Below are 26,728 nucleotides of genomic sequence, written 5' to 3'. Positions count from 1 at the left end.
CCCGGTCCGGGGGCATGACAGAGTCGGCGCATGGCGCATGAACGTATTCCTTTGCGGTTGGTTCCCGACCCGCGGCCGGACGAGCCGGCCGGTCGGGACGGCGGTGTGCTGGGCGCCGTCGAGGTGCTGCCCGGTCTGGTGCGTGCCGCGCTGCTCACCCGCGCCGGAGCCGTGCGCGCCCGGACACAGGCCCGCTTCGACCCGGCCGGCTCGGACCCTTCGCTGGTGGACGCGGCGCTGCGCGAGGCGGCCGCGGTCTTCGACGGGCAGCCGCTGCTCGGCGTCGGCGTGGCGGCGGCCGGTGTGGTGGACCCGGTGGCGGGCCGGATCATCGAGGTGAACGACGCCCCGGCGCTGCGCGGCTACCCGGTGGCCGACCGGCTGGCGGCCCTGGCGGGCGCGCCCGTGCGGATCGAGCACCGGGCGCGCGTGCAGGTGCTCGGTGACCGCTGGTTCGGCGCGGGGCGTGGCCGGCGCTCCTTCGCCTCCGTCGCGACCGGTGAGGTGCTCGGCGTCGGCATCCTCTACGAGGGTGAGGTGCTCGCTCCGTCCGGCGGCCGCAGCGGCGCCCATATGACGGTCACCGCGAGTGGTGAGCTCTGCACCTGCGGACGGCGCGGCTGCTGGAAGACCGTGGCGACGACGCGCTGGCTGCGCGAGCGGGCAGCCGAGCACGGTTTCGCCCAGGGCGCGGCCACCCTGGGGGCGCTGGTGGCGTCCGACGCGCCGGAGGCCGCCCGCCTCGTCGGCCGCTACGCGGAGAACCTGGTGCTCGGCCTCGCCACGGTGCAGCAGCTGTTCGCGTGCGGCCTGTTCGTGCTGCACGGCGAGGCCCTGGACGGCGGTGAGCCGTTCCGGGCGATGGTCGAGTCGCGGCTGCGCGCCGACGCGCTCGGCGGTGGTGAGCTCCCCAGCGTGGTCCTCGGCGAGGCCGCGGACACCGGCACGCTGCTGGGGGCGGCGGGGCTGGTGCTGTCGGGGAGTTAGGGCGGACCTCACGCGCCGACGCCCCCGAGGATGCGGCGGCCCGGGTCGGGCACCGGCACCGCGTCCAGGAGCCGCCGGGTGTACGTCTCGGCGGGTGCGGTGAACACCTGGTCGGCGGTGCCGGACTCGACGATGCGGCCCTGTCTCATCACGGCCACCCGGTCGGCGATCTGCCGCACCACGGCCAGGTTGTGCGAGATGAAGACGTAGGTCAGGCCGAGGCGGTCCTGGAGATCGGCGAGCAGGTCGAGGACCCGGGCCTGGACGGACACGTCGAGCGCGCTCGTCGGCTCGTCCAGCACGACCAGGCGCGGTTCCAGCGCGAGGGCCCGAGCGATGGAGATGCGCTGGCGCTGCCCGCCGGAGAACTCGTGCGGATAGCGGTCGAGGATGCCCGCGTCCAGGCCGACCGCGTCGAGGAGCTCCCCGGCCCGGTCGCGTACCTTCGCCCGGCCGCGCCGCCCGCGCGCCCACTCCTCGTGCGTGACGAGGGGCTCACCGACGATGTCGGCGATCCGCAGCCGCGGGTTCATGCTGGAGTACGGGTCCTGGAGCACGACCTGCATCTGCCGGCGCAGCGGCCGCAGCGCGGACCCCTTCAGGGCGAGCAGATCCGTGCCGTCGAACCGCACGCTGCCCGCGGTGGGTTCGAGCAGCCGCAGCAGCAGCCGGGTCAGCGTCGTCTTGCCGCAGCCGGACTCACCGACCAGGGCGTAGGTCTCGCCCTCCCGGACGGTGAGCGAGACGTCGTCGACGGCGACGCTCGGCGGGCGGCCGGGGAACTCCTTGCGCAGTCCTTCGATCTCCAGCAGCGGGGTCGTGGTCATGCGACGGGCTCCAGTCGGGGAGTGGCGGCCAGCAGCTCGCGGGTGTACGCGGCGGTGGGTCGCGTGAAGACCTGTTCGACGTCGCCGGTCTCGACCACCTCGCCGTGCCGCATGACGACGACGCGGTCGGCCGTCTCGGCGACGACTCCCAGGTCGTGGGTGATGAGCAGGACGGCCATGCCGTGGCGTCGCTGGAGCCGCACGAGCAGCTCCAGGATCTGCCGCTGCACCGTCACGTCGAGCGCGGTGGTGGGCTCGTCCGCGATGAGGACGCGAGGCCGGGCGACGAGTGCGGAGGCGATCATGACGCGTTGGCGCAGACCGCCGGACAGCTCGTGCGGGTACTGGCCGTAGCGCCGTTCCGGATCGGGGATGCCGACCTCCTCCAGCGCGGTCAGGGCGGCCCGGCGCGCCTCGGCCCGGGTGTGGTCGCCGTGCAGCCGCAGCACCTCGGAGACCTGTTCGCCCACCCGTTGCAGGGGGTCGAGGCTGGTCATCGGGTCCTGGAAGACCATGGAGATCCGGGCCCCGCGGATCGTGCGCAGTTCCTTCTCGCGCAGGGCGAGGACGTCCCGGCCGTCGAGCAGCACCTGGCCGCCCGCGTACACGCACGGAGGTTCCGGGTTCAGTCGCATCGCGGACAGGGCGGTGGCCGACTTGCCGCTGCCGGACTCGCCGACGACGGCCAGGGTCTCGCCGGCGGCGACCGAGAAGCTCACTCCGCGCACGGCGTGCACGGTCGAGGAGGCGAGCGCGAAGTCGACGCGCAGGTCACGGAATTCGAGGACGGGCTCGGCGGGCGGGGTCTGTGCGGAGTCGGTCATCGGCGGTACGCCTTCGGGTCCGCGACGTCGCGCAGCGCGTCGCCCAGGATGTTGATGGAGAGCGAGGTGAGCATCAGGGCGATGCCGGGGAAGACGGCGATCCACCAGGACGTGCCGAGGTAGAGCTGTCCGTCGGCGAGCATGCCGCCCCAGGTCACGGTCTCCTTGGGAACGCCGAGGCCCAGGTAGCTGAGCGAGGCTTCGGCGACGATCGCGGACGCGATGTGCAGCGTGCCGATGGTGGCCAGCGGCGCCATGACGTTGGGCAGCAGGTGCCGCCGCATGATCGCCAGGTCGCCGACGCCGATCGCGCGGGCCTCGGTGACGAAGTCGCGGGTGCGCAGCGACAGCACCTCGGAGCGCACCACCCGGGCGTACGACACCCAGCCGGTGATGCCGATCACGAGGATGACGTAGCCGAGGCCCGAGCCGACGAATCCGACGACGGCGAGCGCCAGCAGAATCGCGGGGAAGGCGAGCTGGACGTCGGCGAACCGCATCACGACCCGGTCGGTCCAGCCGCCGAGGTATCCGGAGGCGAGGCCCGCGGCGGTGCCGATCACCCCGGCGAGCAGGGCCGCGCCGGCACCGACGAGCAGCGAGACGCGGGTGCCGTAGACGACCCGGGAGAGCAGGTCGCGGCCGAGCTGGTCGGTGCCGAGCAGGTGGGCGCTGTCACCGCCGGACTGCCAGGCGGGAGGCCGGAGCCTGCCGAGGAGGTTCTGGGCGGCCGGGTCGGCCGGCGCGATCAGGGGCGCGAACAGCGCGCACACGACGATGAGCAGGAGGAAGACGAGTGCGACGGCGGCGAGCCGGTTGCGCAGCAGGGAGCGCAGCACGGACGGCTGAGCCGAGGCGGGGGGAGCGGGCGCGGCGGGAAGGGCCGCGGGGGCGGTGGTGGTCATCGGGAGTTCCTCACCCTCGGGTCGAGGAGGCCGTAGGACAGGTCCACGAGCAGGTTCACCACGACGAAGGTGGCGGCGAACAGCAGGACGGTGCCCTGGACCAGGGGGAAGTCGCGGTTGGCGATGGCTTGCACGGTCAGCTGGCCGACACCCGGCCAGGAGAAGACCTGCTCGGTGAGGATCGCCCCGCCGAGCAGGCTGCCGACCTCCAGTCCGACGACCGTGACCACGGGCAGCGAGGCGTTGCGCAGACCGTGCCGGACCACGGTGCGCACCGGTCCGAGACCGCGGGCGCGGGCCGTGCGGATGTGGTCGGAGCCGAGCACGTCGATCAGCGACGAGCGCAGCAGCCGTGCGACGACGGCGACGGAGTAGACGGCCAGCGTGACCGACGGCAGGACGAGATGCGCGAACGTGCCGTATCCGGAGGCGGGCAGGGCGTGCAGTCCGACGGCGAACACGAGGATGAGCAGGATGCCCACCCAGAACGCGGGGGTCGACTGGCCGATCAGGACGGCCGTGATGACACCGCGGTCGGCGGCCTTGCCGCGCCGCATCGCCGCGATCGTGCCGGCGGGCAGGGCGATCACCAGCGTCACCACGAGGGCGCCCGCCGCGAGCAGCAACGTGGCGGGGATGCGGTCGGCCAGGACCGCGCGGACCGGCTGGTTGTAGAAGAGGGAGTTGCCGAAGTCGAAGCGCGGCAGGCCCCACAGGTAGTCCAGGTACTGCGTGAGCAGCGGCCGGTCCAGGCCCAGGCTGTGCCGCAGCACGGTCTCCTGCTGGGCGGTGGCGTCGGGCGGCAGCATCACCTTCACCGGGTCGCCGGACAGGCGTACCAGGAAGAACGCGACGGTGGCGGTGCACAGCAGGACCAGGAGTGCGGCGCCGAGCCGGGAGGCGGCGGGCCGCAGCACGGCCCAGGCGCGGCTGGGCCCGGAAACGCGTACACCGGGTGCGGTCAGGGTCTGGCTCATCACACGGCCACCTTCGCGCTCGCCATGTCCAGCACCCCTGCGGCGCCGGGCGTCCAGCTCGGCCGGGTGTTGTGCACGTAGATGTTGTCGATCTGGTAGAGGGGCACGAACGGCGCCTCGTCCTTGATCAGTTGCTGGAGTCCGGAGAAGGCGCGGCGGCGCACGTCCGGGTCCACGGACAGCTCCTCGCGGTCCACGAGCCGGTCGGCGCCCTTGTGGTGCCAGCGGCTCTGCCGCCGGTCGCTGCGCACGTTCGACTGGAGCATGCTCTCGCCGTCCATGGTCCAGACGGTGGACGCGGCCAGGTAGACGGGGCCGAGCGCGCCGTGGTTGGAGGAGGTCAGACGCTGGGAGTACGTGCCCGGGTCGAGCAGATTCACCTTGGCCCGGATACCGGCGCGGGACAGCAGCCCGGCGATGGCCTCGGCGACGTTCGCGTCCAGGTTGGAGGCGGTGATCGAGGTGCTGATGCCGTCGGGGTGCCCGGCCTCTGCCAGCAGGGCGCGGGCCTTGGTGAGCGAACGCTCGAAGGGCTTCACGGACTGGTCGAAACCGAAGGCGCCGCGCGGGATCATCGCCGGGACCTCGGTGGCGTTCCCGCCGAGCACCGCCTTGATGAGCAGGGGTACGTCGATGGCGTGGTTGAGCGCCCGCCGTACGCGCCGGTCGCGCAGCGGTCCCTCGGTGAGGGTGTCGAGCGACAGGTACGAGGTGCGGATGCCGGTGTGGTGGCCGATCTCCACGCCCGGGTAGCCGGCCAGTTGCTGCGCCGCGTCGGGGGTCATGCCCGCCACGATGTCGACGCCGCCGCTCTGCAGCGCGGCCAGCGCGGAGGAGGAGTTGGGGGCGGGCACGAAGACGAGTTCATCGACGTGCGGGCGCCCCTGCCAGTGGTGGTCGAAGGCGGCGAGGCGCAGTTCGTGGTCGCGTTGCCAGTGCCGGAACGTGAACGGGCCGGTGCCCACCGGGTGCGCGGCGAAGCCCTCGTCCCCGACCTTCGCGAGATAGCGCGGAGGCACCACGACGCCCCCGAACAGGGACAGTTTCGCGGGCAGGATCGGATCGTGCACCGAGGTACGCACGTCCACCGTGTACCGGCCGACCACCTTGACGCCCTCGACGTAACGCAGCTCCACGATGGGCGACTTGGTCGAGGGGTCCAGCAGCCGCTCGATGCTGAAGCGGACGGCCTCGGCGTCGCACGGCTCGCCGTTGTGGAAGGTGACGCCCCGGCGCAGTTCGAACCGCCACACCTTGGGCTCAACGGCCTTCCAGGACAGGGCGATCCGGGGCTGGAGGGAGTTGTCGCGGCCCCGCGTGGTGAGCGTGTCGAACATGTTGATCAGGGCGTTCATCGACGTCATGTCGCCCTGCTTGTGCGGGTCCATCGTCTTGGGGTCCCCGGTCTGGGAGACCCGCAGCACATTGCCGGCCGAGGCCGCCGACGGTGCTCCGCACCCGGTCAGCAGGGCGGGGGCGGCGAGAGCGGGCACCGCGAGGCCGCTCAGGCGCAGCACCGAACGGCGGGAGTACCCGCCGCGCGGGGCGCCTCCCCCTTCATGTATTCGTTCCATTGGGCAACACACTCGTTCCGGTGAATGGAATGCAGTTCGGGTAAGGTAGGCCACATGGGGAATCCGGTCAACAGTCGTTCGCAGCAGCAGACCTCCGCCGCAGCGCCCACCGGCGCCTTGGAAGGCGCCGGAGCGGACACGGCACCACCCGCGCCCGGCCCGGTGGACAAGGCGATGGAAGTCCTGACGGCCCTCGCCGGAGCAGGCGCCCCGCACCGCCTCGCGGACCTCGCCCGGCGGACGGGACTGGCCAAGCCGACCGTGCACCGACTGCTGCGCGCCCTCGCGGCGTCGGGATACGCCGAAGCGGCCCCGGGCGGCAGCTACCGCCCGGGCGCCAGGCTCCTCGGCCTCGCCGCGGGCGCGCTCGCCGACGACGCCGCGCTGCGCCGGGCCGGTCCGCTCCTGGACGAACTCCGTGTACGCACCGGACTGTTCGCCTCGTACGTGGTCCGCGACGACCGCACGGTCATCCATCTGGACGTCCGCGCCCCGGCGCAGGCCCTCGGCCTCGATCTGAGCCCCGGCTTCCGGGAACCGCTCACCGCGGGGGCTGCGGGCTTCGCCCTGCTGGCCGCCCTTCCGGCCGAGGAGCGCGAACCGCTGTCCGCCGGCCCCGACGGCGCCCCCGCCGACGAGAGGACCCGCGCCGCCCTGACCGCCGCGGCCCGGAACGGCTACGCCTTCGACGGCACCGACGCCTGGGCCGACCGGCGCGCACTCGCCGCCCCGGTGTGCGACGCGACCGGCCACGTGGCCGGGGCCCTCGTCCTGACGGGGCTCGCCTTCACGCTGGACGAGGCGGCGGCGCGGCAGTACGGGCCGATGGTGCGCTCGGCCGCGGCAGCGGTATCGGCGCGCCTGGCCGCGCAGCCCGGCGCACGGCTCGGCCTGGTCCCGGGGCCCGAGCGGGAGGCGGACGAGCGGCGAGCGGGCGGACACGAGAGGCAGGAGAAGTCATGGTGAGCGCGCGGGACCTGGGCGTGGCGTCCGCCGCCCGCCGCCGGCTGCTGGAGGACGGCCGGGCGCGCGGCCTCTACTCGGGTGCCGCGTGGTCACTCGGCGACGCCTCGGGCCCGCTGGACCGCGGCTGGACCGGCACCCGCGCGACCGGTGGGCCCGCGCTGGACGGCGACGACCTGTGGGACCTGGCGTCCGTGACCAAGCCGCTGGTGGGCCTGGTCGTCATGGCCCTGGTGGAACGGGGCGACCTCCGCCTCGGCGACACCGTCGGACAGCACCTGACCCGCTACGCGGCGAGCCCGCACGCCCCGCGTACGATCGCCCAACTCCTCGACCACACCTCGGGGCTGCCGGGCGGGGTCCCGCTCTACCGCGACCACCCCACCCGCGAGTCCCTGCTCACGGCGCTCGGCACACTGCCGCGCGACGCCGAACCCGGAACCCGGGTCACTTACTCCTCCCAGGGGTTCATCCTGCTCGGCCTCATCGCCGAACAGGCCACGGGCCGGGGCCTGGACGAGCTGACGAGCGAGCTCGTGTGTGCACCCCTCGGCCTCGCCGACACCCGCTTCCGCCCAACCCCCGCCGACCGGGGCCGCGCGGTGGCCACCGAAGCCTGCCCCTGGCGCGGCCGGACCGTCGTCGGCGAGGTGCACGACGAGAACGCCGTGGTACTCGGCGGCGTCGCCGGGCACGCGGGCCTCTTCTCCACCCTCGCGGACCTGGAACGCATCGCGCTCAGCCTGGTGGGCGGCGGCCCCCCGCTGCTGGAGCCGGACACCCTCACGCTGATGACCGCCCCGCGCACGGACCACCTCAACCTGCGCCGCGCACTGGCCTGGCAGGGGCAGGACCCGGCCGGATCGCCGGTGGGCGACACCTTCGGCCCGGCCTCGTACGGCCACACGGGATTCACCGGCACGAGCCTGTGGCTCGACCCCGAGGCCGGCCGCTACGCGATCCTGCTCACGAACCGCGTCCACCCCAGCCGCGAGGAGCGCGGATTCAACGAGCTGCGACGGGAGTTCCATCGTCCTGGCGGTCCGGAGCGCCGTTCCGTGTGACCTTCCCGGCCGATGACGTTCAGGTCCCCGCGCGGTGCGAGGTGCGTGCCGCGGGGATCGGGGCCTGGGCCGCGCGGGTGACGTCGGCGACCAGCTCGACCACATCGGGGCCGTATGCCTGGGAGTTGACCACCTTCAGGAGCAGGCAGAAGGTGTTGTTGCCGTGCTTGCGGGCGAGACGTTCGTGGTTGCGGGCCAGGTAGCGGGTGGCGGCCTGGTTGGTGATGGCCTGCTGGCCGCAGAAGAGGAAGACAGGTCTGGCGTCCTGACCGGTCGTCAGCCGGGCCAGCAGTACGTACTCGCTGGCGCCCTTCTCCACCCGGTAGCGCTCCGGACCGATCTGGAAGGCGCCCCGGTCGGGCCCGGGCTCCGGCTCGGTGTTGATCCGCACCCCGGGGAGCAGGGAGTGAAGGTGCGCGGCCATCCGGCGGTTCAGGCGCGTTCCAGGGATCCCACCTTGAACTCAGTTTCGTGACAGCGTCCTGACCTGCGGAAATGCGAGGCTCCCGCTCTTGCGGGAGCCTTCGCCATGAGAGTGGAGGAGTGAATCCGCCGCATCCCCTGCCGGCTGGCGTCGACCTGCCGCCGGTGCGTGCCTGATCCACTACGAGGCTGCCCGCCCCACCATCACCAGCTGTGACTCGGAGGTCGCCCCGCTACGACGAAACGCCGCACGATCGGCCGGGGCGACGGCCGCAACGATGCTGGTGGCAGCGTCCTGCTCGACCGCTTTGTATGTGAAGACTCCGGCGGCTTCGGCCGCGTCGAGCGACTGAGCTGATTCCAACCTGTCAATCCCCTGGTTTCGTAGAGACCTCTCCTATGCGGCCTTGCACCTCTGGTCGCTCTTCTTTCGTGCTTCGGTGATGGTCCGTTCGAACTCCACCGGCGGCAGGCCGCCGGCCGCGCTGTGCCTGCGTCGCGGGTTGTAGAACCCGGTGATCCAGGTGGCGATCTTCAGGCGGGCCTCGGTGCGGGTGGCGAATCGGTGCCGGTGGATGTACTCGACCTTGAGCAGCGAGTTGAACGACTCCGCGGCGGCGTTGTCCAGCGCTGACCCCACCCGCCCCATGGACTGCACCACGCCCAGGCGGTCACACAGGGTGTTGTACGCCTCTGACGTGTACTCGGCGAGTTCAACCAGTCGTTGCAACACTGGGTTCTTGCAGCGAGCGTAGCTGCTCTTCGAAGACCTCGGCTGGTGTCCGCCAACCCAGCACCTTGCGTGGCCGGTTGTTGATCGCCAGGGCGACGGCTTCGAGGTCCGTGGACGACCACCGGGAGAGATCGGTGCCCTTGGGGAAGTACTGACGCAGCAGCCCGTTCGTGTTCTCGTTCGTCGGCCGCTGCCAGGGCGAGTGCGGATCGGCGAAGAACACCTTCGTCCCGGTGTCGAGAGCGAACTGGGCATGACCGGAGAGTTCCTTGCCTCGGTCCCAGGTGAGGGTCTTGCGGAGCTGCTCGGGCAGCTGCGTCATCGAGGTGGTGAGCGCCGTGTTCATCGCGGTCGCGCCGTAGCCCCCGAGTGCGGGGCCGTTCTTCACGGGCGGATTCTCGCCCCAGCCTGCCTGGCGGGGCAGGTGCACCAGGAGCGTGGAGCGGCTGCTGCGCTCGACCAGCGTGCCGATCGCGGAGCGACCCGTCCCGATGATCAAATCGCCTTCCCAATGTCCGGGCACTGCTCGGTCTGCGGCCTCGGCGGGGCGTTCGCTGAGGACGACGTCCGCGGTGACGTGCCCCTGTGGTTTGTTCCGCGACCGTGCACGGGGTGTCCGCAGTGCCCGGCCGGTGCGCAGGCACGTGACCAGCTCCCGCTTGAGCGCGCCACGGCCCTCGATGAACAGCGCCTGGTAGATCGCTTCGTGGCTGATGCGCATGGACTCATCCTCGGGGAAGTCGATGCGGAGCCGGTGCGAGATCTGCTCCGGGCTCCACGCTGTCGCCCACCGTCTGTCCTGCCGGTGCGGCTTGTTCAGCCCCTTCCACGCAGGCGTCTCTGGTCCCGCGACAAGTGTCCCGTCAGGTCGGTGGACGTTCCCTGAGAGCCGCTCCTGCACGTACTCCCGCAACGGATCGTTGCCCAGGAACTTCGCGCTCTTGGGGCGCTTGGCCGCCTGCTGAGCCTTCCACTGGGCGACCGTCGCGCGGTACTCCTGCTTGCCGGCGCGTGTGGCAGCGTTGCGGCGCAGTTCGCGAGAGATCGTCCCCGGGTCACGCCCCAGGGTGCGGGCGATCTCGCGCACGCCCTTGTCCATCGCCCTGAGGATCGCGATCTCCTCGCGCTCCTCGAACGTGAGGTAGTGGCCTGTGGGCTCGGACAAGGAGATCGGAGGCATGCCGCCAGCGTGGCGAAACCACCTCGCACCCACCGGCCACGACACGCCGACCGCCAACGACGCCTCCGCCGTCGTGATCCCCGTGGCGATCAGTCGCCAGAACTGGCGCTGCACGACCCGGGACGGGTCAGGCCGCCCCGGTGAACGCATCGCCGGCCGCAACGCACGGTCAGCGCGCCACTGCCGACGCCGCTTCTCCGGAATATCGCTGGTCTTCAGACTCCAGTCCGCCGTGGCCACGTCGCCCACCTCCGAGATCAAAGTGTTGCGACGACCAGTTGAATCCACCCTCACTTCCCCTGCCGCTGTGGAAGATCGTCCCGTCCCTTCGGCCGCCGCGCGTCGTGGTGGCCATCTTCAACGACGCCCCGACCAGGGCCGCGTCATGGTGCTCGCCCATGGCGTAGCCGAGGCAGCGGCGCGAGAACGCATCGATGACCGTGGCCAGATAGATCTTGCCCTCGCCGGTCTCGATCTCCGTCATATCGCCGTACCAGAGCACGTCCGGGGCCACCGCGTCGAAACGGCGATTCACCAGGTCAGGGGCAGCCTTCCGCTTGCCCTGCCGGGTCAGCGACCGCCGCCTGGGCGGCTTGCGGCCCTGCAGACCGAGCTCGGCCATGATCTCCGCAACCGTGTTCACCGACACCTGCCAGCCCTCCCCCCACAGGTCCAAAGTGATCCTCGGCGAGCCGTAAGTGCCGCCGGACTCGGTGAAGAAGTGGATGATCCGCTCCTCCAGCCTCGCCCTCCTGACCTCGCGTTTCGTCGGCTCGTCGGGGCGCCGGCGCCACTTGTAGAACCATGCCTCGCTCACCCCGACCACCCGGCAGGAGACCCGGTGCGGGACCAAGGCGTGAGGCAGGTCGAGTACGGCAGGATAGGGAACCAACAGGGCTCCTGCGTTGCTGAGTTGAGACGTCGAACACCTCCCTCAACGGCACGGGAGCCCTGTCCGTTGCGCACTCCGATCCCACACCGCCCCGTCACTCGATCAGTGGCCACTCTGAAAACGCTCAATGAGCGTTTTCAGCGTTGCCTCTCCAGGGTGAGGACGGCTCTGGCGATGACGCTCATGCGGTCCTACCTTGTTCGCGGGTTGGACGGGCCGTCGTAAGGTCCAGAGGCCCAGAGACACCGGGTATGGCTTTCATGCGGTGGCCCTCGATGGCTCCCCTAACCTGGCCGCCCGGCGTCTCACGACGACTCGGCCGCTGATTAGGAGCTGCGAACGCCCGCGGGCGGATCGCTGAGTAGGACCACGCCGGCGAGGTCGTCCGGGAGAGCAGAGCTTCATCGAACGACCGGAGGAACTGGTGGCCCAGATCTGGGCGGGTACGGACATCGGCAAGACCCATCACCACCGTGTGGTCCTGAACACTGAGGGCGCACGACTGCTGTCGCGGCGTGTCCTGAACGACGAGCCGGAGCTCCTGGCCTTGCTTTCCGATGTGCTGGCCCTCGACGAGGACGTGGTCTGGGCAGTCGATGTCGCCGACGGCATGGCCGCACTGTGGATCAGCGTGCTGCTCAACCACGGCCAGCACCTCGTCTACATACCCGGCCTGGCGGTCAACCGGGCTTCGGCCGGCTACCGGGGCACGGGCAAGACCGACGCCAAGGACGCCACCGTCATCGCCGACCAGGCCCGGATGCGCCGGGACCTGACGGTCCTGCGGCCGGACGACGAGCACGCCATCGAGTTGCGGGTCCTCACCAACCGCCGGAGAGACCTGAACGCCGACCGCACCCGCCGGATCAACCGCCTTCGCGGTCAACTCACCGGAATCTTTCCGGCCTTGGAACGAATCCTCGACCTTGGCAACGCAGGGCCGCTGATTCTGCTCAGCGGCTACCAGACCCCCGCCGCCCTACGCCGGACCGGCGGGAAACGGCTGGCGACCTGGCTGCGGAACCGCAAGGTCCGCACCCCCGAAGCCCTGGCCGAGGCAGCCCTCGAAGCGGCCGAGCGCCAGCACACCGCCGTCCCGGGGGAGAAGATCACCGCGCAGGTGATCCACACCCTGGCCAAAGAGGTGATGAGCCTCAACGAGCAGATCGCTGAGATCGACAAGCTCATCGCGACCCGGTTTCGCGCCCACGAACTCGCCGAAGTGATCTCCAGCGTGCCCGGCATCGGCCCCCTGCTGGGCGCTGAGTTCCTCGCCGCCACCGCTGGCGACATGAGCCGCTACAGCACCGCCGACCGCCTGGCCAGCCTCGCCGGAGTCGCCCCGGTTCCCCGGGACTCCGGCAACATCAGCGGCAACCTTCACCGGCCCAGGCGCTACCACCGAGGGCTGCAGCGCGTCTTCTACACCTCCGCGCTCATCAGCATCCGCACCTGCGACGCGTCGCGCCGGTTCTACGAACGCAAACGCGCTGAAGGAAAACGGCACACCCAGGCCGTGCTCGCCTTGGCCCGCCGACGGGTGAACGTCTTGTGGGCCCTCATCCGTGACGGACAGTGCTACCAAAGCGACCGCCCCGTCACTGCCACGACTTGACAACACCATTAGGAGGTTGGGGCTGATGCGGGATCTGCGGAAGATCTGCCAGGACTTCAGTCGTGCCATGCCTCGTTCGACGGGGGCCCGTGCTGCGGACAGGGCCCGGTTCGCGGTCTGCTCGGTGGGTGTGAGTTCGCCGCCCGGCGGTCGGCGCTTGGCGGTGGTGACCCAGTCGCCGGCACCGATGTAGGCCATGTCGGCGAGGATCGGGATGCCCTGGCGTTCGCAGATCCGGAGGATCTTGTGGGTGCGGGCGGCGGTCAGGTCGTGTGTCCGGCCCGGCAGGGCCGGCGACAGCCACAGGATCTGGCCGGCCGGGTTGGTGACGACCTGCACGTTCACCCCGTGCCGCTTGTGCTTCGAGGAGTAGTCGGCCCTGCCGTCGCCGACGCGGTCGCACTCGGCGAGCGTGCCGTCCAGGAGGACGAAGTCCGGATCGTGTGCGCGTAGCGTCTTCAACAGACCCGGTGCCTGCTCGGCGAGCAGGCCGGTGACCGTGGTGACGTAGGCATGGGCGGTGCCGACGGATATCCCGAAGGCTCCGGCGATCCGGGCCAGGGTGTCGTGGCGGCGCAAGTACCCCAGTGCGACCAGCGCCCGCCGGTGCGGCGGAAGCTTGCACCGGCGGTCACCTTCACGGGTGACGATGAGCATCGTGACCCACTCGACCAAGGCGTGAGGCAGGTCGAGTACGGCAGGATAGGGAACCAACAGGGCTCCTGCGTTGCTGAGTTGAGACGTCGAACACCTCCCTCAACGGCACGGGAGCCCTGTCCGTTGCGCACTCCGATCCCACACCGCCCCGTCACTCGATCAGTGGCCACTCTGAAAACGCTCAATGAGTTTCTGAGCGATACGGGAGTGTGGCGGGGAAGTCAAACAATGGACGACCCCGCCGCGATGGCCCGCTTCCAATGCACCCCGCCACAAGAGGCGTGGAGATCAGAGGAGATGACTACATCGAAAGTACTCTCGTGAGTGTTTGACTTACCTCTCTACCGCGCAGGTGAACTGACCCGGAAAGCAAACGCCTTGAGATGTCCGCGCTGAGAAGCAACGAGTCGATCTCACCTGGAATCTCGCATCCTCCATGGAGGATAACCGAATCCCAAGATTCGGCATCCGTGCGGCCTTGCGTGTCCGAGAGCAGAGCACGCGTTCCTGCTGGCACACGGTTCACCGTCGACAGCGTGGCTGCATGCACCACTTCAGCCTCTTCAGGGTTGAGGCCGTCTAGCCACAAGGTTTGCACTTCACATCCGAGCGGCTCATTCGAGTACGTGCTCAACACGCTGACGTCCGGCGACATCCACCAATTCACCGTGACGGATGGAATTCTGAGACCGATCAGCCACGTCAGCTCCTCGAGACCGACCGTAATATCGTCGCCATCGACATTGACCAACGTCACGACGTTAGTCACCGGGTGAGTGAGGCTGATCCCGAAACGCCCAAACTCGGCGACTTGGTCTGAGAAAACAGAGCCGAGTTCGACCTCTCGGTACCAACGAATGAAACTGTCTCCCATTGCGCTACTCCGGCATCGTGAATGTATGCACATTTTCAGGACCGAACCATTTTTGCGCTTGCTTTATAGCGGACTCGGGCGTATTGGAAGCCAGGTAATAGATGGCCGGCACACCTTCCTCGTCCGCTGCGTACTTGCTGATTTTCAAAGCCTTTCCGAATGCTGCAGGGTTCTTCGCTTTTGCTCCGCCGCCAACGAAAACCATCTCTCCGTTGGGCCCGCGGACGTCCAAACCAGTCCTCCCCACATTGGGCATGACGATGCGGATGTCCTCACCTTTCGCGTCCTTCGCGAGAGTGCCGCCAATCAATTTAGCAACATACTCTTCGCGTCGTAGACCTACCGCTACGCCTTCAGCGCCCCGGGACGTAGCGGCGGCAACGCCGGTGCCCGCCAGACCAGATCCCACTACGGCACTTCCACCGGACGCCCCTCCGGTCATCGTTTCCGCGATCTCGGCTACGCACACTGGCGCCGTCACAAGGCATCCCTCGCCAATAGCGACAACCACCGGCGCCGCTACGACAGCAGTGGCCACCGTCGTGACCACGCCTAGCAAGACTTTTTGCCAGGTTGCGAGCTTTCCATGGTCCGGCAGGTCGTGCGCGTTGTAGTCGTAATGCGGATTAGTCCCCATGGCCCAGCATGAGTGACATGTGCCATCTGAATGCTTGGGCTTCGGCTCCGGCCCCTTCTTGAAGGTAATTTTTGTTGTGGTGGTGCCGGCGGTCTGGTGAACGGTGGTGCTCATGGTGCCTTGTCCGACGGTTCCGTTGTCGGTCTTGTAGGAGAAGGTCTTGGTGGTCGTCTTTGTGTACGACCAGTCCCAGCCGTCCTTTGTCTTGGTCCAGGTCTCGGTGCCGCCGTTGCAGGAGCTTGATGCGCCGCCGCACGCGCCGTCGGGACGGAGCCCTGTGGGGTCGGACAGGGTGACAGGGGTGTTGTTGGCGTAGGCGTAGCCGTTGAGGGACTCGTGGTCCTCGGGGGCGAGCACTGGGTCGACGGAAAGGAAGCGTCCGCTGGCTGGGTCGTATTCGCGGGCGCCGACGTGGGTGAGCCCGGTGTCGACGTCGCTGGGTTTGCCTAGGAATCCCTTGTCGTCGGGCCAGGCCGACGGTGTGGCTCCGCGGCTCTCTCCGAAGGGCTTGGTGTATCGACGAGTGACGGCCTGAGTGGTGGCATCCACGGTCATGGAGGCGGTGCCGTGGTGGTCGTCAACCATCCAGGACAGGCCGCTCTCGGTGCGGACGGCAGTGGCGTCGCCTGCCGGGTAGTAGCGCTGGGCGGTGAACTTCTTCGTCACCGTGTCGTAGTTGAGCTCTTGGCCGCCCAAGTAGAGGACGGTCTTGACGGGGCCGCGCCGTATGAGGAGGTCACCGTTGGCGTCGTAGAGATAGTCGGTGGTCTTGGTGCCGTCGGTGAGGCGGGTGAGTTCACCTTCGATGTCCCAGACGAGATTCTGGACGGTGCCGCTGGGGCTGTAGCGCTTGGTGGTATTGCCCTGCTCGTCGTAGACGTAGGTCTTGGCAGTCCCGCTGTTGACGGTGACAGATGTCAGGGTGTGGGGCTGGCCGGTGCCCGAGGAGTTGACAGTGGGGTAGCCGTAGCTGGTCTTGGTGTCACCGGCGGCTTTGTGCTCGGTCTGGGTGTCACGCAGGCCGCCGGTCTTGTAGGTCCAGCTGGTCCAGTACGGAGCCGGCCCGCTGAGTCCCGTTGCCGCACGGGTGGTCGTGCAGTCGTTCGACGCGGGGGTCCATGCCTCGGTCAGGCGGCGGTAGCCGTCGTATGCGAAGCACTGAGTGTCCTTGCCGTTGGCTTTGTCGGCGATGAGCTTGATCCGCTTTGACGGACACCATTGGTGTGGTGGTCAGACTGCGAGTGCGGTCTCGTACTCAGCTGGGCTGAGGTAGCCGAGGCTGCTGTGCAGTCGGTGCAAGTTGTACCAGCCCTCGATGAAATCGAAGATCGCGGTGCGGGCGGTGGCCCGGCTGGGCCACGCGGAGGTGCCGAGCAGTTCACGTTTGATGGTCGAGAAGAACGACTCTGCCAGCGCATTGTCCCAGCACTGACCGGTCCGGCCGACCGACAGCCGAACCCCGAACTCGGCGGCCAGGGAGGCGAATTGCTGGCTCGTGTATTGACAGCCGCGATCCGAGTGGAAGATCACGGGACGGGTGGGGCGACGCTGCCGGCAGGCGGCCGTCAGCGCCTCGGCGACCAGGTCGGTCCGCAGGTGATCGGCGGTTGCCCAGCCGACCACGCGCCGGGAGGCGATGTCGATGACCGTGGCCAGATAGAGCCAGCCCTCGTCGGTCGGGATGTAGGTGATGTCACCGCACCAGCGGGCATCGAGCCCGCTGCGGCCGGGCTGAAAGTCCCGGACGATCAGATCGGGACGAAAAGCAGCCCTGGGATCGGGGACCGTGGTCACCTGCCGTCGGCGGCGGTGCCGGCCCTGCAGACCAGCGGCCTGCATCAGCCGTGCGACACGACGCCGGCCGCACCCGGCGCCCTCGCGCGTGAGCACGGCATGCACACGCGGGGCCCCGTAGGTGCCACGCGATCGCGCATGGACCTCAGTGATCTGCTCGGTCAGCTCAGCATCCCGCACCGCCCGGGAGCCGGGCAGGCCGGAGCGACGGGCATAGAAGGCGGTCCTGGAGACCTTCATCAGCTCACACGCCCGTTTGACGCTGTGACCTGCACGCTTCTCCGCCTCGATGAACGGGTGCACCGTCACCGGGTCTCCTTCGCGAAGAAAGCTGTGGCCCGCTTGAGGACGTCGACATCCTCACGCAGCCGGCGGTTCTCCCGCCGCAGCGCAGCCAGTTCCTCGCGCTCCCCGCTGGTCAGCCCGTTGCGCTCGCCCGCGTCGACCTCGGCCTGCTTCACCCAGTCCCGCACCGCGGTCTCGGTCAGTTCGAAGTCCTTGGCGACCTGGCCGACCGAGCGGTCACCCCGTCGGCACAGCCCGACGATCTCGGCCTTGAACTCCGGCGTGAACGAACGGCGAGGGCGGCGAGGCTTTCTCTTCCCCATGCTCTCCATGATGGACATCCTCCCGGGGCTGAACCCCTGATCTCGAATGTCCGTCAAAGCGGATCAAGCTCAACTCCGCGGAGTACCGATTCTGATACTTGCTTCCCACCTGGCACTACTTCCTCTGGAACCTCAGATCCCAGTCTCCAGGTGTCCACGATCCAGGGGAAGCTTCACTGCGCGGCTGGTACCACCGGGCCAGGGCCGATCGGGGCGAGGGAGCCCCGGGCGAGCTGACCAGCGCCGAGCGCGACGAACTGCGCCGGCTGCGCAAGGAGAACCGCGAGCAGCAGCAGACAATCGAGATCCTGAAAGAGAGCGACGGGCCCAAGCGGTGGATCGTCGAGCGGCTCTTCGCCCACCTGATGCGAAGCCGCCGCCTGGTCCGTGACTTCGAACGTTCCACCAGCAGCGCCGAGGCGATGATCTACTGGTCGATGACCATGATCATGACCCGCCGCCTGGCCCGCTCACGCTCCGCGCGAGGGTGAACCGGCCCGGTGCCGGCTCGGCCGGCCAGCCCCGCGCGACCAGGTGTTTCGCCTTCGACCGTAGCCCCTCCACCTTGGCTGGCACCACGTCCGGGCCGAACGCGGCGTCCAACTCCTGACAGGTCAGCGGCCCTTGACCGAGACGGACCTGATCCTCGAGCGCGGCCAGGATGCGCTGGTAGTCCACCGACAGTGCCGTCCCGCCCAGCCCTTCGCGCCACACCGGAACCTGTGACCTCGCCTTCACCACCAGAGGCGCAGACGCCTCCACCTCGGCTCCCGTTCCGACGCCCTCTGGCACGTCGGAGGCGACCACGCCGGCTGAGTCACTGCCCGGCGCGGACAGCACCGCACCGACACGCTCGCGAGCGATCGTCCACTCCGACCACTCCTGCTCGGCCACCGCGAGCTCGCCTGGATGCGGTCCGCTTCCTCACGCAGCCCGTCCACACGACGACGAGCAGCAAGCTCGTGCTGTTCCAGCAGTCCGACAACCGACGGCATCCACGGCCTCCACGAGAGCGACGAAACGACACCCCATCACTCCCACACCGGCGCCGCCCCTACCCCTGACCAGCGAAAATACAGTCGTCGGACTCGGAAAGACAACAGCATCCAATGGATCACCCGGAAGGGCTGAAACCTGGCGGCAGTTGCCGCCAGGTTTCAGCCCTTCCGGGGCCACGAACACGCTGGCCCGCCAGTCCCCCGGACGTGCCCAGCTTGTGAGGTCAATCCGCAGTGGGCACCCACTGGTCCGCTGCCCGGGCCGCCGCCCGGGCAGCGAGGTGCCCGACGGCGAGCGAGACCAGGGCGCATGCCGCGGCTCCGGCGCCCAGGATGGTCCAGGACACGGTGCCTTCGTTGACCAGCGCGATGAAGAACACCGCGTGCCAGGCGGTCACCACTGTGGTGACAGCGGTGGCGATGAGTAGAGGCACGGTGAGGTACCAGGTGGATACGGAGCGGAAGATCCGGCGGTGGCCGGTCAGGACGGACAGCGGCGCGAGAACCTGGCGGACGCGGATGAACTCGGCTGCCGCACTCACCCCTCCGGCCAGCAGGACGAAGAAGAGCCCGGCACTTCCGAAGAGGCGGATCCAGTTCACCAGTCGTGCACGGTCATTGGTCTCCCACACTCCACCGAGCACCATGACCTGCACTGCGGGGGTGGGCAGCGTGTATGCGGCGTGTTTTACCTCGGCGAGGTGTCCGGGTTCGGGTGTCACGACCACGAGGAACTGGGTGCCGCCGGGTTTCGCGGTGACCCGGGACACTGGCGCGAAGGTGAGGTCGGCGCCGTACCACCGGCGCATCTCCTGGGCCTGGATAGCGCTGGACGCCGCGTTCCCCTGGCAGTCGATGTCCAGGACGCGCAGATCACGGCAGGTGCCCTGAACGGTGATACGCGGGCGCTGGTATTTTCCCGGATCGCCCAAGGTGTGGGTCAGCAGCGCCGATCCGGGAGGCAGCGCGGCGCGGAGGCGGTCCGTCTGCGCGGCGTCCATGGCGGGAACGGTCAGCTCGATCACTGTGTCCTCGATGCGCTCCTTGGTGAGGCGCACGGCCAGCTCCTGATCCGCGAGGCGACTGGTCCAGATCTGCATCTGGGTGAGGATCCCGATACCGATCACCATGGCCAGTGCGAGCCGCACGATGACCCCGGGATGCGCGTGCGTCCACCGCCCGCCGACCAGCCGGCCCGGGTGCCCCTCGCGCTTCCCGCCGTCCGCCAGCCGTGCACCCAGTCGGCGGGTGAGAACTGCCACGACGGAGGACAGGAACGCCCACATCGTCACCGTTCCGCAGCAGTAGATGGCCAACTGCGTGCCTGATGGGGCGTACTGGCTCAACACCACCAGTGCGGCGCCGCCACCGCAGGCCGCCAGCCGCCAGCGCGGCACCCCGGAGGCGGCAGATGCCGGACGGTTGGACGTACCGTCGGCGTAGACACGGTGCGTACCCACGACGATGGCCAGCACCAGCACTAGCGCACCCGCCGCGATGGCTGCCGCCGCAGGCCACCGCGCCCACAGATCACGGTGGTCAAGAATGTATCCGGTGGGCGGCAGCCGCAGATTCCAGCAGGCAGCGATGGTATACGGGACCAGCGCAAAGGCCGCACCCAGTGCGGCGGGGAACACCGCCTCCCCGAGGTTGACCACCGCCCGATGCCACCACACACCGCCCAGCGCCTGCAGCAGCCCGCTGCGCCGGTCACGGGAGCGCGAACCCACCCGCGCCGCCACCACAGTCAGCGCGAGCGCCGGTACACCCGCCAGTGCCCACAGCATGAGGAGGGTCGAGTTCAGCGGCCACTCGTAGCGCATCTCGCCGGTCGAGCCGCCCCTGCCGCCGAAGGCCGAGACCGGCACCCACTGAGCATGGTTCGTGGGCAGCGAGGCCACCCGAACGTAGGCGATCCGCTCAGAGGGGGAGGCGAGGCCAGCGGGCTCCACAGTGCCGGAGAACGTACCGTAACGCGTCAGGACCCCCTCCGACCGGCCTGTACGCACCAGTTCTGGGGAGAGGAGCACTCCGCCGGGCTCCGGCCAGTGACGGACACCCGCGGGCACCGGGGCGTCCTCGGTCATCGGGTAGACGAAGACGACGGACACCGGGTGCCCGTCGATGGAGTCCCCCCCTGGCCGGTACAGCAGCGGTGCGTCCCTGCCCTCAGCGAACACCACGCCCCGGGCGTCAGACCGGGCCTTGCGCCCCTCGTAGGTGGCCACCGTGCCCGCGGTGGCCACCGCGACAAACGCCACGGTGGCGGCAGCCACGACCAGCACCCACCAGCGCAGACGATCGCCCGGCGTGGACCGGCCGGCGGCCAGGCCGATGCGCAGGAGTGTGATGACCGTGCGCATCGTGCCCGCCCTCACCGTGCACCCATCGGGGCAAGGAGCCCGGCACGGAGTTCGTGGCGGTGGTCGGCGCGCTCGGCCACGGCCGGATCGTGGGTTACCACCAGCAGAGAGCAACCGCGCTCGCGGGCACTGGCGTACAGCAACTCCGCCACCGCGTTCTTGGCTTCGGGATCCAGCGCGCCTGTGGGCTCGTCGGCAAGGAGGACCTGAGGGTCGGTGATCAGGGCGCGGGCCACCGCGGTGCGCTGGCGTTCGCCGCCGGAGAGCTGCCCAGTGGGAGTGGAACCGGACGGGACACCGAGATCGTGCAGCAGTTCAGCGGCTCGACGGTAGGCGTCCTGGTGGCTCCCTCCGTCGAGCAGGACGGGCAGCGCGACGTTCTCCACAGGGCTGAGTTCGGGAAGAAGCTCCCCGAACTGGAAGACCATTCCAATGGTTCGACGCCGGGCCTGGGCCAGGCGCGCGGATCGCAAAGCGGTCAGCTCCAGCCCCCCCGCGACGATGGTCCCGGCCTGGGGCCTGACCAGCCCCAGCAAGCACATCAGCAGGGTGGACTTGCCCGATCCGCTGGGCCCGGTCACCGCCATCGACTCCCCGGGCGTGATGGTGAGATCCACGCGGTCCAGGAGAGTGCGGCCTCCGACCTGATAGCTCAGTCCGCGCACGCGGAGTCCGACCGAATCGCTAGCTCTCACACAGCACCTGATCTCATGGCATGGTCAACGGGGGCGCCGCATCCGCCCAACGAGGGCGGATGCGGCGGAAGCACGACTGACTTCAGGTCAGGAGGTGTACACCCAGCCTGAACAGACATCCGGGTCCCAATTGCGCGACTCGCATGTCCGGATCTCCTTGATAGTCGCACCATCCGCGGAGTAGACGCTGACGCCGGACCCGCTGTGGTTCCACAGAGTCCTGTAGTCACTGTCGCCCGAGCGGTAGTACTGCGCTTTCACCGGGTCGCCGTCCTTCTGAGTGTCCGTGAGGCCCACCCTCCCGGTGTCCTTCATTGCGGGGGACCAGGCGATGGCGCCCGCCGCAGTGACGCTGGCGGCCACGGCCGTGCCCGTGGGGACCGCGAGCGCCAGACCGAGCATCGTGGCCGTTATGACCCTGGATCTCTTCATTCGTGCTCCTTCGCCTCTATCGGAACGATGGCTGACTCTGTGACGCCTGATGCCCAAGAGACCAGCCGTGCACCACAGCGACCGAATGTCACTCGTGGTGCACGCGGGATCACACGATGACGTAGGGGCTGATCTTCGTCAACCAATTGACTTTCACATGTGGAATCGCGTCAACTTCTTTGCTCACGCGGGGTATTGACTCGCGCGCCAAGGGAGGGAACCAGTCAATTCCGGCACAGTTCCCAGCCAGGCGACTACTGTTCGTGACGCTCGTTGGCCATGTGGCATACATCACGTGCTGTCGTCGCTCGTGCTACCGGCAGTTTGTTTGAACTTGGCTTGACGGTCGTGCTCGTTCGCCGTACGACGGCGGTAGAGGGTTCGCCGAGGGTGGGGGGATCATGGCAGCGGCATCCGCTCCGCCCTGGATTGGATGCCGGTGTGCGACGGGCTGTTGAAGGGCTGACCGCCGTTCTCGCCTTACCTTCTGCCGGCGCCCGCCCCGGCAGCGTCCCGTCCCAGTTGTGCCCGCGCGCGGGAGCGGTCCGATACGACTACAACTCGCCCTGGGTCCCGTGGGTCCCCTGCGAGGCGGGCTTCAACGCGCGTGGCTACGCGGGCCAGCCGCCGCGGGTTTGGTGAACTCGCTGCTGGGGACGGCGACGTCAGGTTGCGGGCCCGCATACGTAGCGCCGCCCATATGAATCCGCATATGTATTGCATCCTGCAGCCCCGGGAGAGCTGAATGCCATTGTCCGGGTCTCCTGCAAGGGCCCGCCCCACGATCTGACCGCGGCCCGGCAGCACGGAATCATCGAGAACCTCGTCGAGGCCGGGCTCACATGTGGGCTAATGAGGCGTACCAAGGGGCGGGCGGGACCGTTCGGGCCCTTGTTCCGGGGTCGTCGTTCCAAGCGATGGAAGCGCCGCCACGACAGCAGCCACGCCAAGAGCCGCTGTCTCGGTGAGCAGACCATGGCCACTAACTGATCGTTTCAGAATGAGTTTCGGAGGCGGCGGAGGCGTATGAGGCTGCAGGCCAGTTCGAGCAGGCCCTGGTGGAGATCGGCGCGTCGTTCGTGTTGGGTGCGGAGTCGTTTGAACTGGTGCAGCCAGGCGAAGGCGCGCTCGACGACCCAGCGCACCTTGCCCAGTCCGGAGCCGTGGGCGACGCCGCGTCGGGCGATCAGCGGTTTGATGCCCCGTTTCCAGAGCAGGCGGCGGTACTTGTCGAAGTCGTAGCCCCGGTCGGCATACAGGCGCCGGGGCTTACGACGGGGACGTCCCCGCAGCCCTCGGATTGGCGGGACGGCATCAAGTAGGGGCAGAAGCTGGGTGACGTCGTGCCGGTTGCCGCCGGTGAGCGTGACGGCGAGCGGGGTTCCGTGGCGGTGGACGATCAGGTGGTGCTTGGAGCCGGGACGGGCCCGGTCAACGGGCGATGGGCCGACGTGATCCCCCCTTTGAGGGCCCGGACATGAGAGCCGTCCACGGCGCAGTCGTCCAGGTCCAGCGAGTCCGCGCGGCGGAGTTCGGCCAGCAGGGCGGCGTGCAGGCGTGGCCAGACGCCGGCCTCGGTCCAGTCCCGCAGTCGGCGCCAGGCTGTTACCCCGGAGCAGCCCACGGTCTCGGCCGGGACGTCGCGCCAGGCAACGCCGGTTCGTAGCACGAACAGGACTCCGGCGAGCGCCACACGGTCGGGAACACGCAACCGCCCGGGATACCGGCGGCGCCGTTCGGGAGCGGGCGGCAGCAGCGGGGCCACTCGCTCCCACAGGTCGTCAGGAACAAGATCAGCACGCACCCCGGACACCCTGCCGACCAAGATCGGCAAGTGCAAGCCCACAGCTCAACTCATTCTGAAACGATCAGCAAACGAAGGGCTGGCAGCTCCTCCGCAAGCTCCGATGCAGCACCAACCGCATCACCGACATCGTGAAGGCCGTCCTCGCCCTTCACCACGCCTCAAGCTGAGGTTGGAAAAGGCTCGTGGAAACGGTGGACTCCCTCCCCGCACCCGGCGGACAGGTGCTTTGCCGGGAGCTGCGCGTCCTGTAACCGGGTGCTCCACGGGAAGGGACGCGACCCGACGGCACGCCTGGCGTCCAACATCGTCACTGGCCAACGACTTTATTGTGGGTGTCGCGGAGAAACCCTACCGTTCAGGCGCGTTCCAGGGGTCCCACCTTGAACTCAGTTTCGTGACAGCGTCCTGACCTGCGGAGATGCGAGGCTCCCGCTCCTGCGGGAGCCTTCGCCATGGGAGTGGAGGAGTGAATCCGCCGCATCCCCTGCTGGCTGGCGTCGACCTGCCGCCGATGCGTGCCTGATCCACTACGAGGCTGCCCGCCCCACCATCACCAGCTGTGTCTCGAAGGTCGCCCCGCTACGCCGAAAGGCCGCACGATCGGCCGGGGCGCCGGCCGCGACGATGCTGGTGGCAGCGCCCTGCTCGACCAACACCGCGCAGAGCTCGTCGTCGACGCTCTCGACATGGCCCACGGTCGGGGCGGTCTGGAGTCCGGCTCCGTAACCGCCGCCGCCTGCGCAAGCACAAGATCTTCGGCTACCTCACCCCGGCCGAGACCAGGCAGCGGCATCAACACGCCCTCGCGGCATAACGAACGAGTGTCCAGGATCGAGGGGGAACTTCAATCCCCCATGTGCGGCGCTCTTGGCCCCGCGGGTTCGGATAGCCGTTCGCGGAGGCCGGTTCGAGTCGTACGATTTCCCGAATAGCCGCGCACAGCTGGGGAGTGTGGCGCGGGGGATGCGCCTGCGCCCACCTGGGGCGCCGGCCCTTCGGTGGGGGTGCCGTGTATTTGGCCACGCTGGCGGCTGAGAACTTCCGTGTCTTCGGTGCCCGGATATCGCCCGAGGAAACGGGAGATGCGCTCGAGGTCGAGCTGACGCCGGGTGTAACCGTTCTCCTGGGCGAGAACGACGCCGGGAAGACGGCCGTCGTCGACGCGATTCGGCTGTGCCTCTTGACGACAGCAGCCGATTTCTATCGTGTCACCAAGGACGATTTCCACGTTGGTCCGGGAGGGCGCGCGGAGTTCTTCACGATCACATGTCGCTTCATGGAGCTCTCGGAGGAGGAGCAGGGGATCTTCCTCGAGCATCTGACGACCGACGCGAAGGGATCCTCGTCTCTGTACGTCAGCTTCAGGGCCGAGTTGATGGATTCCTTGCCCCCGCACCGCGTTTCGGTTACGACTCGTACGGGTCCGAATGGCGAGGGGCCCACCCTGGACGGCAAGGCGCGAGAACACTTGAAAGCCACGTACCTTCGCCCGCTCCGGGACGCCGAGGGGGAGATGCGGGCAGGACGGGGGTCCCGGCTGTCGCAGATCCTGGCCGGATATCCCACGATGAAGGCCGAGGGCACGGACGATTTCGCAGCCGGTGATGACTCGGCCAGCACGCTGGTCGGCATCCTGCGTCGTGCCGAGCACCACATCCGCTCCAACAGCGCCGTAATGGCTGCCCTGGATGACATCAACAAGGGCTACCTGGAGAAGTTCTCCATCGGAAGCGACGTCCTCCAAGGCGAGATCGGGGTCGCCGGGGACGCCACTCTCTCCCGCGCTCTGGAGCGTCTCGAACTCAGGCTTTCGACCGGAGAGCCGGAATGGACCCGTCGCGGGCTCGGGTACAACAACGCGATGTTCATGGCCGCCGAACTCCTGCTACTGGGCAACAACGATGTGGCTCCGCTTCTTCTGATCGAGGAACCCGAGGCGCATCTCCACCCGCAGCTGCAGACGCGCGTGATGGATCTGCTGCTCGATCGGGCAGCAGGCGGGGCGAGCGCCGGTGACCCGAGGGTCCAGGTCGTCCTCACTACGCACAGCCCGCATCTCGCCTCCGCCGTTCCTGTGGAGTGGATCACCCTTGTTGTCGGCGGACGGGCTTTCAGCCTGGCGCCGCACGAGACCAAGCTCGACGCGAGCGACTACGCCTTCCTGTCCAAGTTCCTCGACGCGACCAAGGCGAATTTGTTCTTCGCCCGATCGGTGGCCTTGGTGGAGGGGGACGCGGAGGCGCTGCTTCTGCCCGCTCTCGCGGAGGCCGCAGGCTGGTCGTTCAGTGAGAACGGCGTCAGCGTCGTCAACGTCGGGCACACCGGCCTCTTCCGGTACAGTCACATCTTCCAGCGCGACGGCCACCAGATTCCGGTGTCCGTCGCCTGCATACGCGACCGCGACCTGCTCCCTCCAAACACCCCTGAGAACATGAGTGGTCAGCTCCGGTCAGTCTCGGACATGACGCCTGAGCAGGTTGAGGAGTACGTCGCGCGACTGAAGGACGGGGACGACGGTCCGGTGAAGACCTTCGTCTCCGACCACTGGACGCTGGAGTACGACCTCGCAGCGGCTTCCTGGCCCCTCGCCACCGTCATGAACCAAGCGGTGCGCTCTGCCTGGGTGTCGGTGAACAAGTGGCCCACCGGCGCCGAGGTGGCCGAAATCCAGGTTCGTGCGGCCGAGCAGGTCGAGGGGTGGCGGGAGGAGGGGATTTCTCGGGGCGAGGTGGCCATGCGCATCTATGAACCGCTGCGGAGAAAGCCTGGCAAGCAGGCGAGCAAGGCGATTGCGGCACAGTACGCGGCACAGCTGCTCACGTCGAGGTCCCTTGCCCGATCAGACCTCCCCTCGTATTTGCGCGACGCGTTCGGTTACCTCTGTGGAAGGGCGTGAGTC

The 26,728-nt window shown here is 68.8% G+C and carries 23 protein-coding genes and 5 pseudogenes; 7 read left to right on the top strand and 21 right to left on the bottom strand.

Features of this window, described 5'->3' with window-relative positions; genetic code table 11:
• The first annotated feature begins 30 nt into the window (after positions 1 to 30).
• Complete coding sequence (locus tag OG867_RS03190; protein ID WP_328903432.1) at positions 31 to 987, top strand: ROK family protein; 957 nt, start codon at positions 31 to 33, stop codon at positions 985 to 987.
• Between the two features lie 8 nt (positions 988 to 995).
• Here the strand turns inward: OG867_RS03190 and OG867_RS03185 are convergent, their stop codons facing one another.
• The 5 genes from OG867_RS03185 to OG867_RS03165 are packed head-to-tail and all read right to left on the bottom strand — an operon-like array spanning position 996 to position 6,094.
• A complete protein-coding gene (locus tag OG867_RS03185; RefSeq protein ID WP_328903433.1) occupies positions 996 to 1,814 on the bottom strand; it encodes an ATP-binding cassette domain-containing protein in 819 nt (272 codons plus the stop codon).
• Complete coding sequence (locus OG867_RS03180; RefSeq protein ID WP_328903434.1) at positions 1,811 to 2,638, bottom strand: ABC transporter ATP-binding protein; 828 nt, start codon at positions 2,636 to 2,638, stop codon at positions 1,811 to 1,813. Before OG867_RS03180 ends, OG867_RS03185 begins: the two co-directional genes overlap by 4 nt.
• Complete coding sequence (locus OG867_RS03175) at positions 2,635 to 3,543, bottom strand: ABC transporter permease (protein WP_406282447.1); 909 nt, start codon at positions 3,541 to 3,543, stop codon at positions 2,635 to 2,637. Before OG867_RS03175 ends, OG867_RS03180 begins: the two co-directional genes overlap by 4 nt.
• A complete protein-coding gene (locus tag OG867_RS03170) occupies positions 3,540 to 4,520 on the bottom strand; it encodes an ABC transporter permease (RefSeq protein WP_328903436.1) in 981 nt (326 codons plus the stop codon). The genes OG867_RS03175 and OG867_RS03170 overlap by 4 nt, the downstream gene beginning before the upstream one ends.
• Positions 4,520 to 6,094: an ABC transporter substrate-binding protein gene (locus tag OG867_RS03165; RefSeq protein ID WP_406282444.1), complete on the bottom strand. Its 1,575-nt coding sequence runs from the start codon at positions 6,092 to 6,094 to the stop codon at positions 4,520 to 4,522. Before OG867_RS03165 ends, OG867_RS03170 begins: the two co-directional genes overlap by 1 nt.
• A gap of 54 nt (positions 6,095 to 6,148) precedes the next feature.
• Here OG867_RS03165 and OG867_RS03160 point away from each other — a divergent pair, with 54 nt between their 5' ends.
• Positions 6,149 to 7,060 (top strand): IclR family transcriptional regulator, encoded by a 912-nt coding sequence (locus tag OG867_RS03160; protein WP_406282441.1) that lies wholly within the window; start codon positions 6,149 to 6,151, stop codon positions 7,058 to 7,060.
• A complete protein-coding gene (locus tag OG867_RS03155) occupies positions 7,054 to 8,121 on the top strand; it encodes a serine hydrolase domain-containing protein (RefSeq protein ID WP_406282438.1) in 1,068 nt (355 codons plus the stop codon). The genes OG867_RS03160 and OG867_RS03155 overlap by 7 nt, the downstream gene beginning before the upstream one ends.
• A gap of 19 nt (positions 8,122 to 8,140) precedes the next feature.
• Here the strand turns inward: OG867_RS03155 and OG867_RS03150 are convergent.
• From OG867_RS03150 to OG867_RS03130, 5 genes and pseudogenes are all read right to left on the bottom strand, one after another.
• A pseudogene (locus OG867_RS03150) lies at positions 8,141 to 8,560 on the bottom strand (hypothetical protein); the annotation flags it as partial.
• Positions 8,561 to 8,803: 243 nt separating this feature from the next.
• Positions 8,804 to 8,896 (bottom strand): annotated as a pseudogene (locus OG867_RS03145) (oxidoreductase); the annotation flags it as partial.
• 45 nt (positions 8,897 to 8,941) lie between these two features.
• On the bottom strand, positions 8,942 to 9,274 hold the full coding sequence (locus tag OG867_RS03140; RefSeq protein WP_328903440.1) for an integrase core domain-containing protein: 333 nt from the start codon (positions 9,272 to 9,274) through the stop codon (positions 8,942 to 8,944).
• The gene (locus tag OG867_RS03135) at positions 9,258 to 10,457 is read right to left on the bottom strand and encodes an IS30 family transposase (RefSeq protein ID WP_406290735.1); all 1,200 of its coding nucleotides are present in this window, start codon (positions 10,455 to 10,457) and stop codon (positions 9,258 to 9,260) included. The genes OG867_RS03140 and OG867_RS03135 overlap by 17 nt, the downstream gene beginning before the upstream one ends.
• A gap of 169 nt (positions 10,458 to 10,626) precedes the next feature.
• Complete coding sequence (locus tag OG867_RS03130; RefSeq protein WP_406290733.1) at positions 10,627 to 11,310, bottom strand: IS3 family transposase; 684 nt, start codon at positions 11,308 to 11,310, stop codon at positions 10,627 to 10,629.
• A gap of 463 nt (positions 11,311 to 11,773) precedes the next feature.
• On the opposite strand from OG867_RS03130, the gene OG867_RS03125 reads away from it, so the two are divergent.
• Positions 11,774 to 12,964: an IS110 family transposase gene (locus OG867_RS03125; protein ID WP_328903442.1), complete on the top strand. Its 1,191-nt coding sequence runs from the start codon at positions 11,774 to 11,776 to the stop codon at positions 12,962 to 12,964.
• Here the strand turns inward: OG867_RS03125 and OG867_RS03120 are convergent.
• From OG867_RS03120 to OG867_RS03100, 5 genes and pseudogenes are all read right to left on the bottom strand, one after another.
• Positions 12,962 to 13,678: pseudogene (locus OG867_RS03120) on the bottom strand (transposase family protein); the annotation flags it as partial. The gene OG867_RS03125 and the pseudogene OG867_RS03120 sit on opposite strands and share 3 nt — an antisense overlap.
• A gap of 244 nt (positions 13,679 to 13,922) precedes the next feature.
• Complete coding sequence (locus OG867_RS03115) at positions 13,923 to 14,495, bottom strand: hypothetical protein (RefSeq protein WP_406282434.1); 573 nt, start codon at positions 14,493 to 14,495, stop codon at positions 13,923 to 13,925.
• 673 nt (positions 14,496 to 15,168) lie between these two features.
• Positions 15,169 to 16,332, bottom strand: a pseudogene (locus tag OG867_RS03110) (RHS repeat-associated core domain-containing protein); the annotation flags it as partial.
• A gap of 30 nt (positions 16,333 to 16,362) precedes the next feature.
• Positions 16,363 to 17,235: an IS3 family transposase gene (locus OG867_RS03105; RefSeq protein ID WP_328903443.1), complete on the bottom strand. Its 873-nt coding sequence runs from the start codon at positions 17,233 to 17,235 to the stop codon at positions 16,363 to 16,365.
• Positions 17,232 to 17,534 carry a transposase gene (locus tag OG867_RS03100; RefSeq protein WP_406282430.1) on the bottom strand — a complete coding sequence of 101 codons (303 nt, stop codon included), beginning with the start codon at positions 17,532 to 17,534 and terminating at the stop codon, positions 17,232 to 17,234. The genes OG867_RS03105 and OG867_RS03100 overlap by 4 nt, the downstream gene beginning before the upstream one ends.
• 98 nt (positions 17,535 to 17,632) lie before the next feature.
• On the opposite strand from OG867_RS03100, the gene OG867_RS03095 reads away from it, so the two are divergent.
• Positions 17,633 to 18,025, top strand: coding sequence for a transposase (locus OG867_RS03095; RefSeq protein ID WP_328903444.1), 393 nt, complete (start codon positions 17,633 to 17,635; stop codon positions 18,023 to 18,025).
• On the opposite strand, the gene OG867_RS03090 is transcribed toward OG867_RS03095, so the two are convergent.
• The 5 genes from OG867_RS03090 to OG867_RS03070 all read right to left on the bottom strand — a co-directional run bounded on the left by OG867_RS03090 (position 17,982) and on the right by OG867_RS03070 (position 23,826).
• Positions 17,982 to 18,374, bottom strand: a complete 393-nt coding sequence (locus OG867_RS03090) for a hypothetical protein (RefSeq protein ID WP_406290731.1) — start codon at positions 18,372 to 18,374, stop codon at positions 17,982 to 17,984. The two genes, OG867_RS03095 and OG867_RS03090, sit on opposite strands and share 44 nt — an antisense overlap.
• Before the next feature lie 382 nt (positions 18,375 to 18,756).
• Positions 18,757 to 20,895, bottom strand: coding sequence for a permease (locus OG867_RS03085; RefSeq protein WP_328903445.1), 2,139 nt, complete (start codon positions 20,893 to 20,895; stop codon positions 18,757 to 18,759).
• A gap of 11 nt (positions 20,896 to 20,906) precedes the next feature.
• Entirely contained in the window at positions 20,907 to 21,512 is a 606-nt protein-coding gene (locus OG867_RS03080; RefSeq protein WP_328903446.1) for an ABC transporter ATP-binding protein, read from the bottom strand.
• A gap of 165 nt (positions 21,513 to 21,677) precedes the next feature.
• Positions 21,678 to 22,022: a hypothetical protein gene (locus tag OG867_RS03075; RefSeq protein WP_328903447.1), complete on the bottom strand. Its 345-nt coding sequence runs from the start codon at positions 22,020 to 22,022 to the stop codon at positions 21,678 to 21,680.
• 995 nt (positions 22,023 to 23,017) lie between these two features.
• Positions 23,018 to 23,826, bottom strand: a protein-coding gene (locus OG867_RS03070) for an IS5 family transposase (RefSeq protein ID WP_328903448.1) whose coding sequence is annotated in 2 segments (ribosomal slippage) — positions 23,018 to 23,487 and positions 23,487 to 23,826 — 810 coding nt in all. Because the reading frame shifts where the segments join, the coding sequence is not laid out codon by codon here.
• A gap of 74 nt (positions 23,827 to 23,900) precedes the next feature.
• On the opposite strand from OG867_RS03070, the pseudogene OG867_RS03065 reads away from it, so the two are divergent.
• Positions 23,901 to 23,996, top strand: a pseudogene (locus tag OG867_RS03065) (IS5/IS1182 family transposase); the annotation flags it as partial.
• A 360-nt stretch (positions 23,997 to 24,356) separates the two neighbouring features.
• On the opposite strand, the gene OG867_RS03060 reads toward OG867_RS03065, so the two are convergent.
• Positions 24,357 to 24,524, bottom strand: coding sequence for a hypothetical protein (locus OG867_RS03060; protein ID WP_406282424.1), 168 nt, complete (start codon positions 24,522 to 24,524; stop codon positions 24,357 to 24,359).
• Between the two features lie 320 nt (positions 24,525 to 24,844).
• On the opposite strand from OG867_RS03060, the gene OG867_RS03055 reads away from it, so the two are divergent.
• Positions 24,845 to 26,725, top strand: coding sequence for an ATP-dependent nuclease (locus OG867_RS03055; RefSeq protein ID WP_406282421.1), 1,881 nt, complete (start codon positions 24,845 to 24,847; stop codon positions 26,723 to 26,725).
• Positions 26,726 to 26,728: the final 3 nt, after the last annotated feature.

This window comes from Streptomyces sp. NBC_00209, from assembly GCF_045206345.1.
Lineage (GTDB): Bacteria > Actinomycetota > Actinomycetes > Streptomycetales > Streptomycetaceae > Streptomyces.
This window is presented reverse-complemented; position numbering and strand designations above follow the sequence as displayed.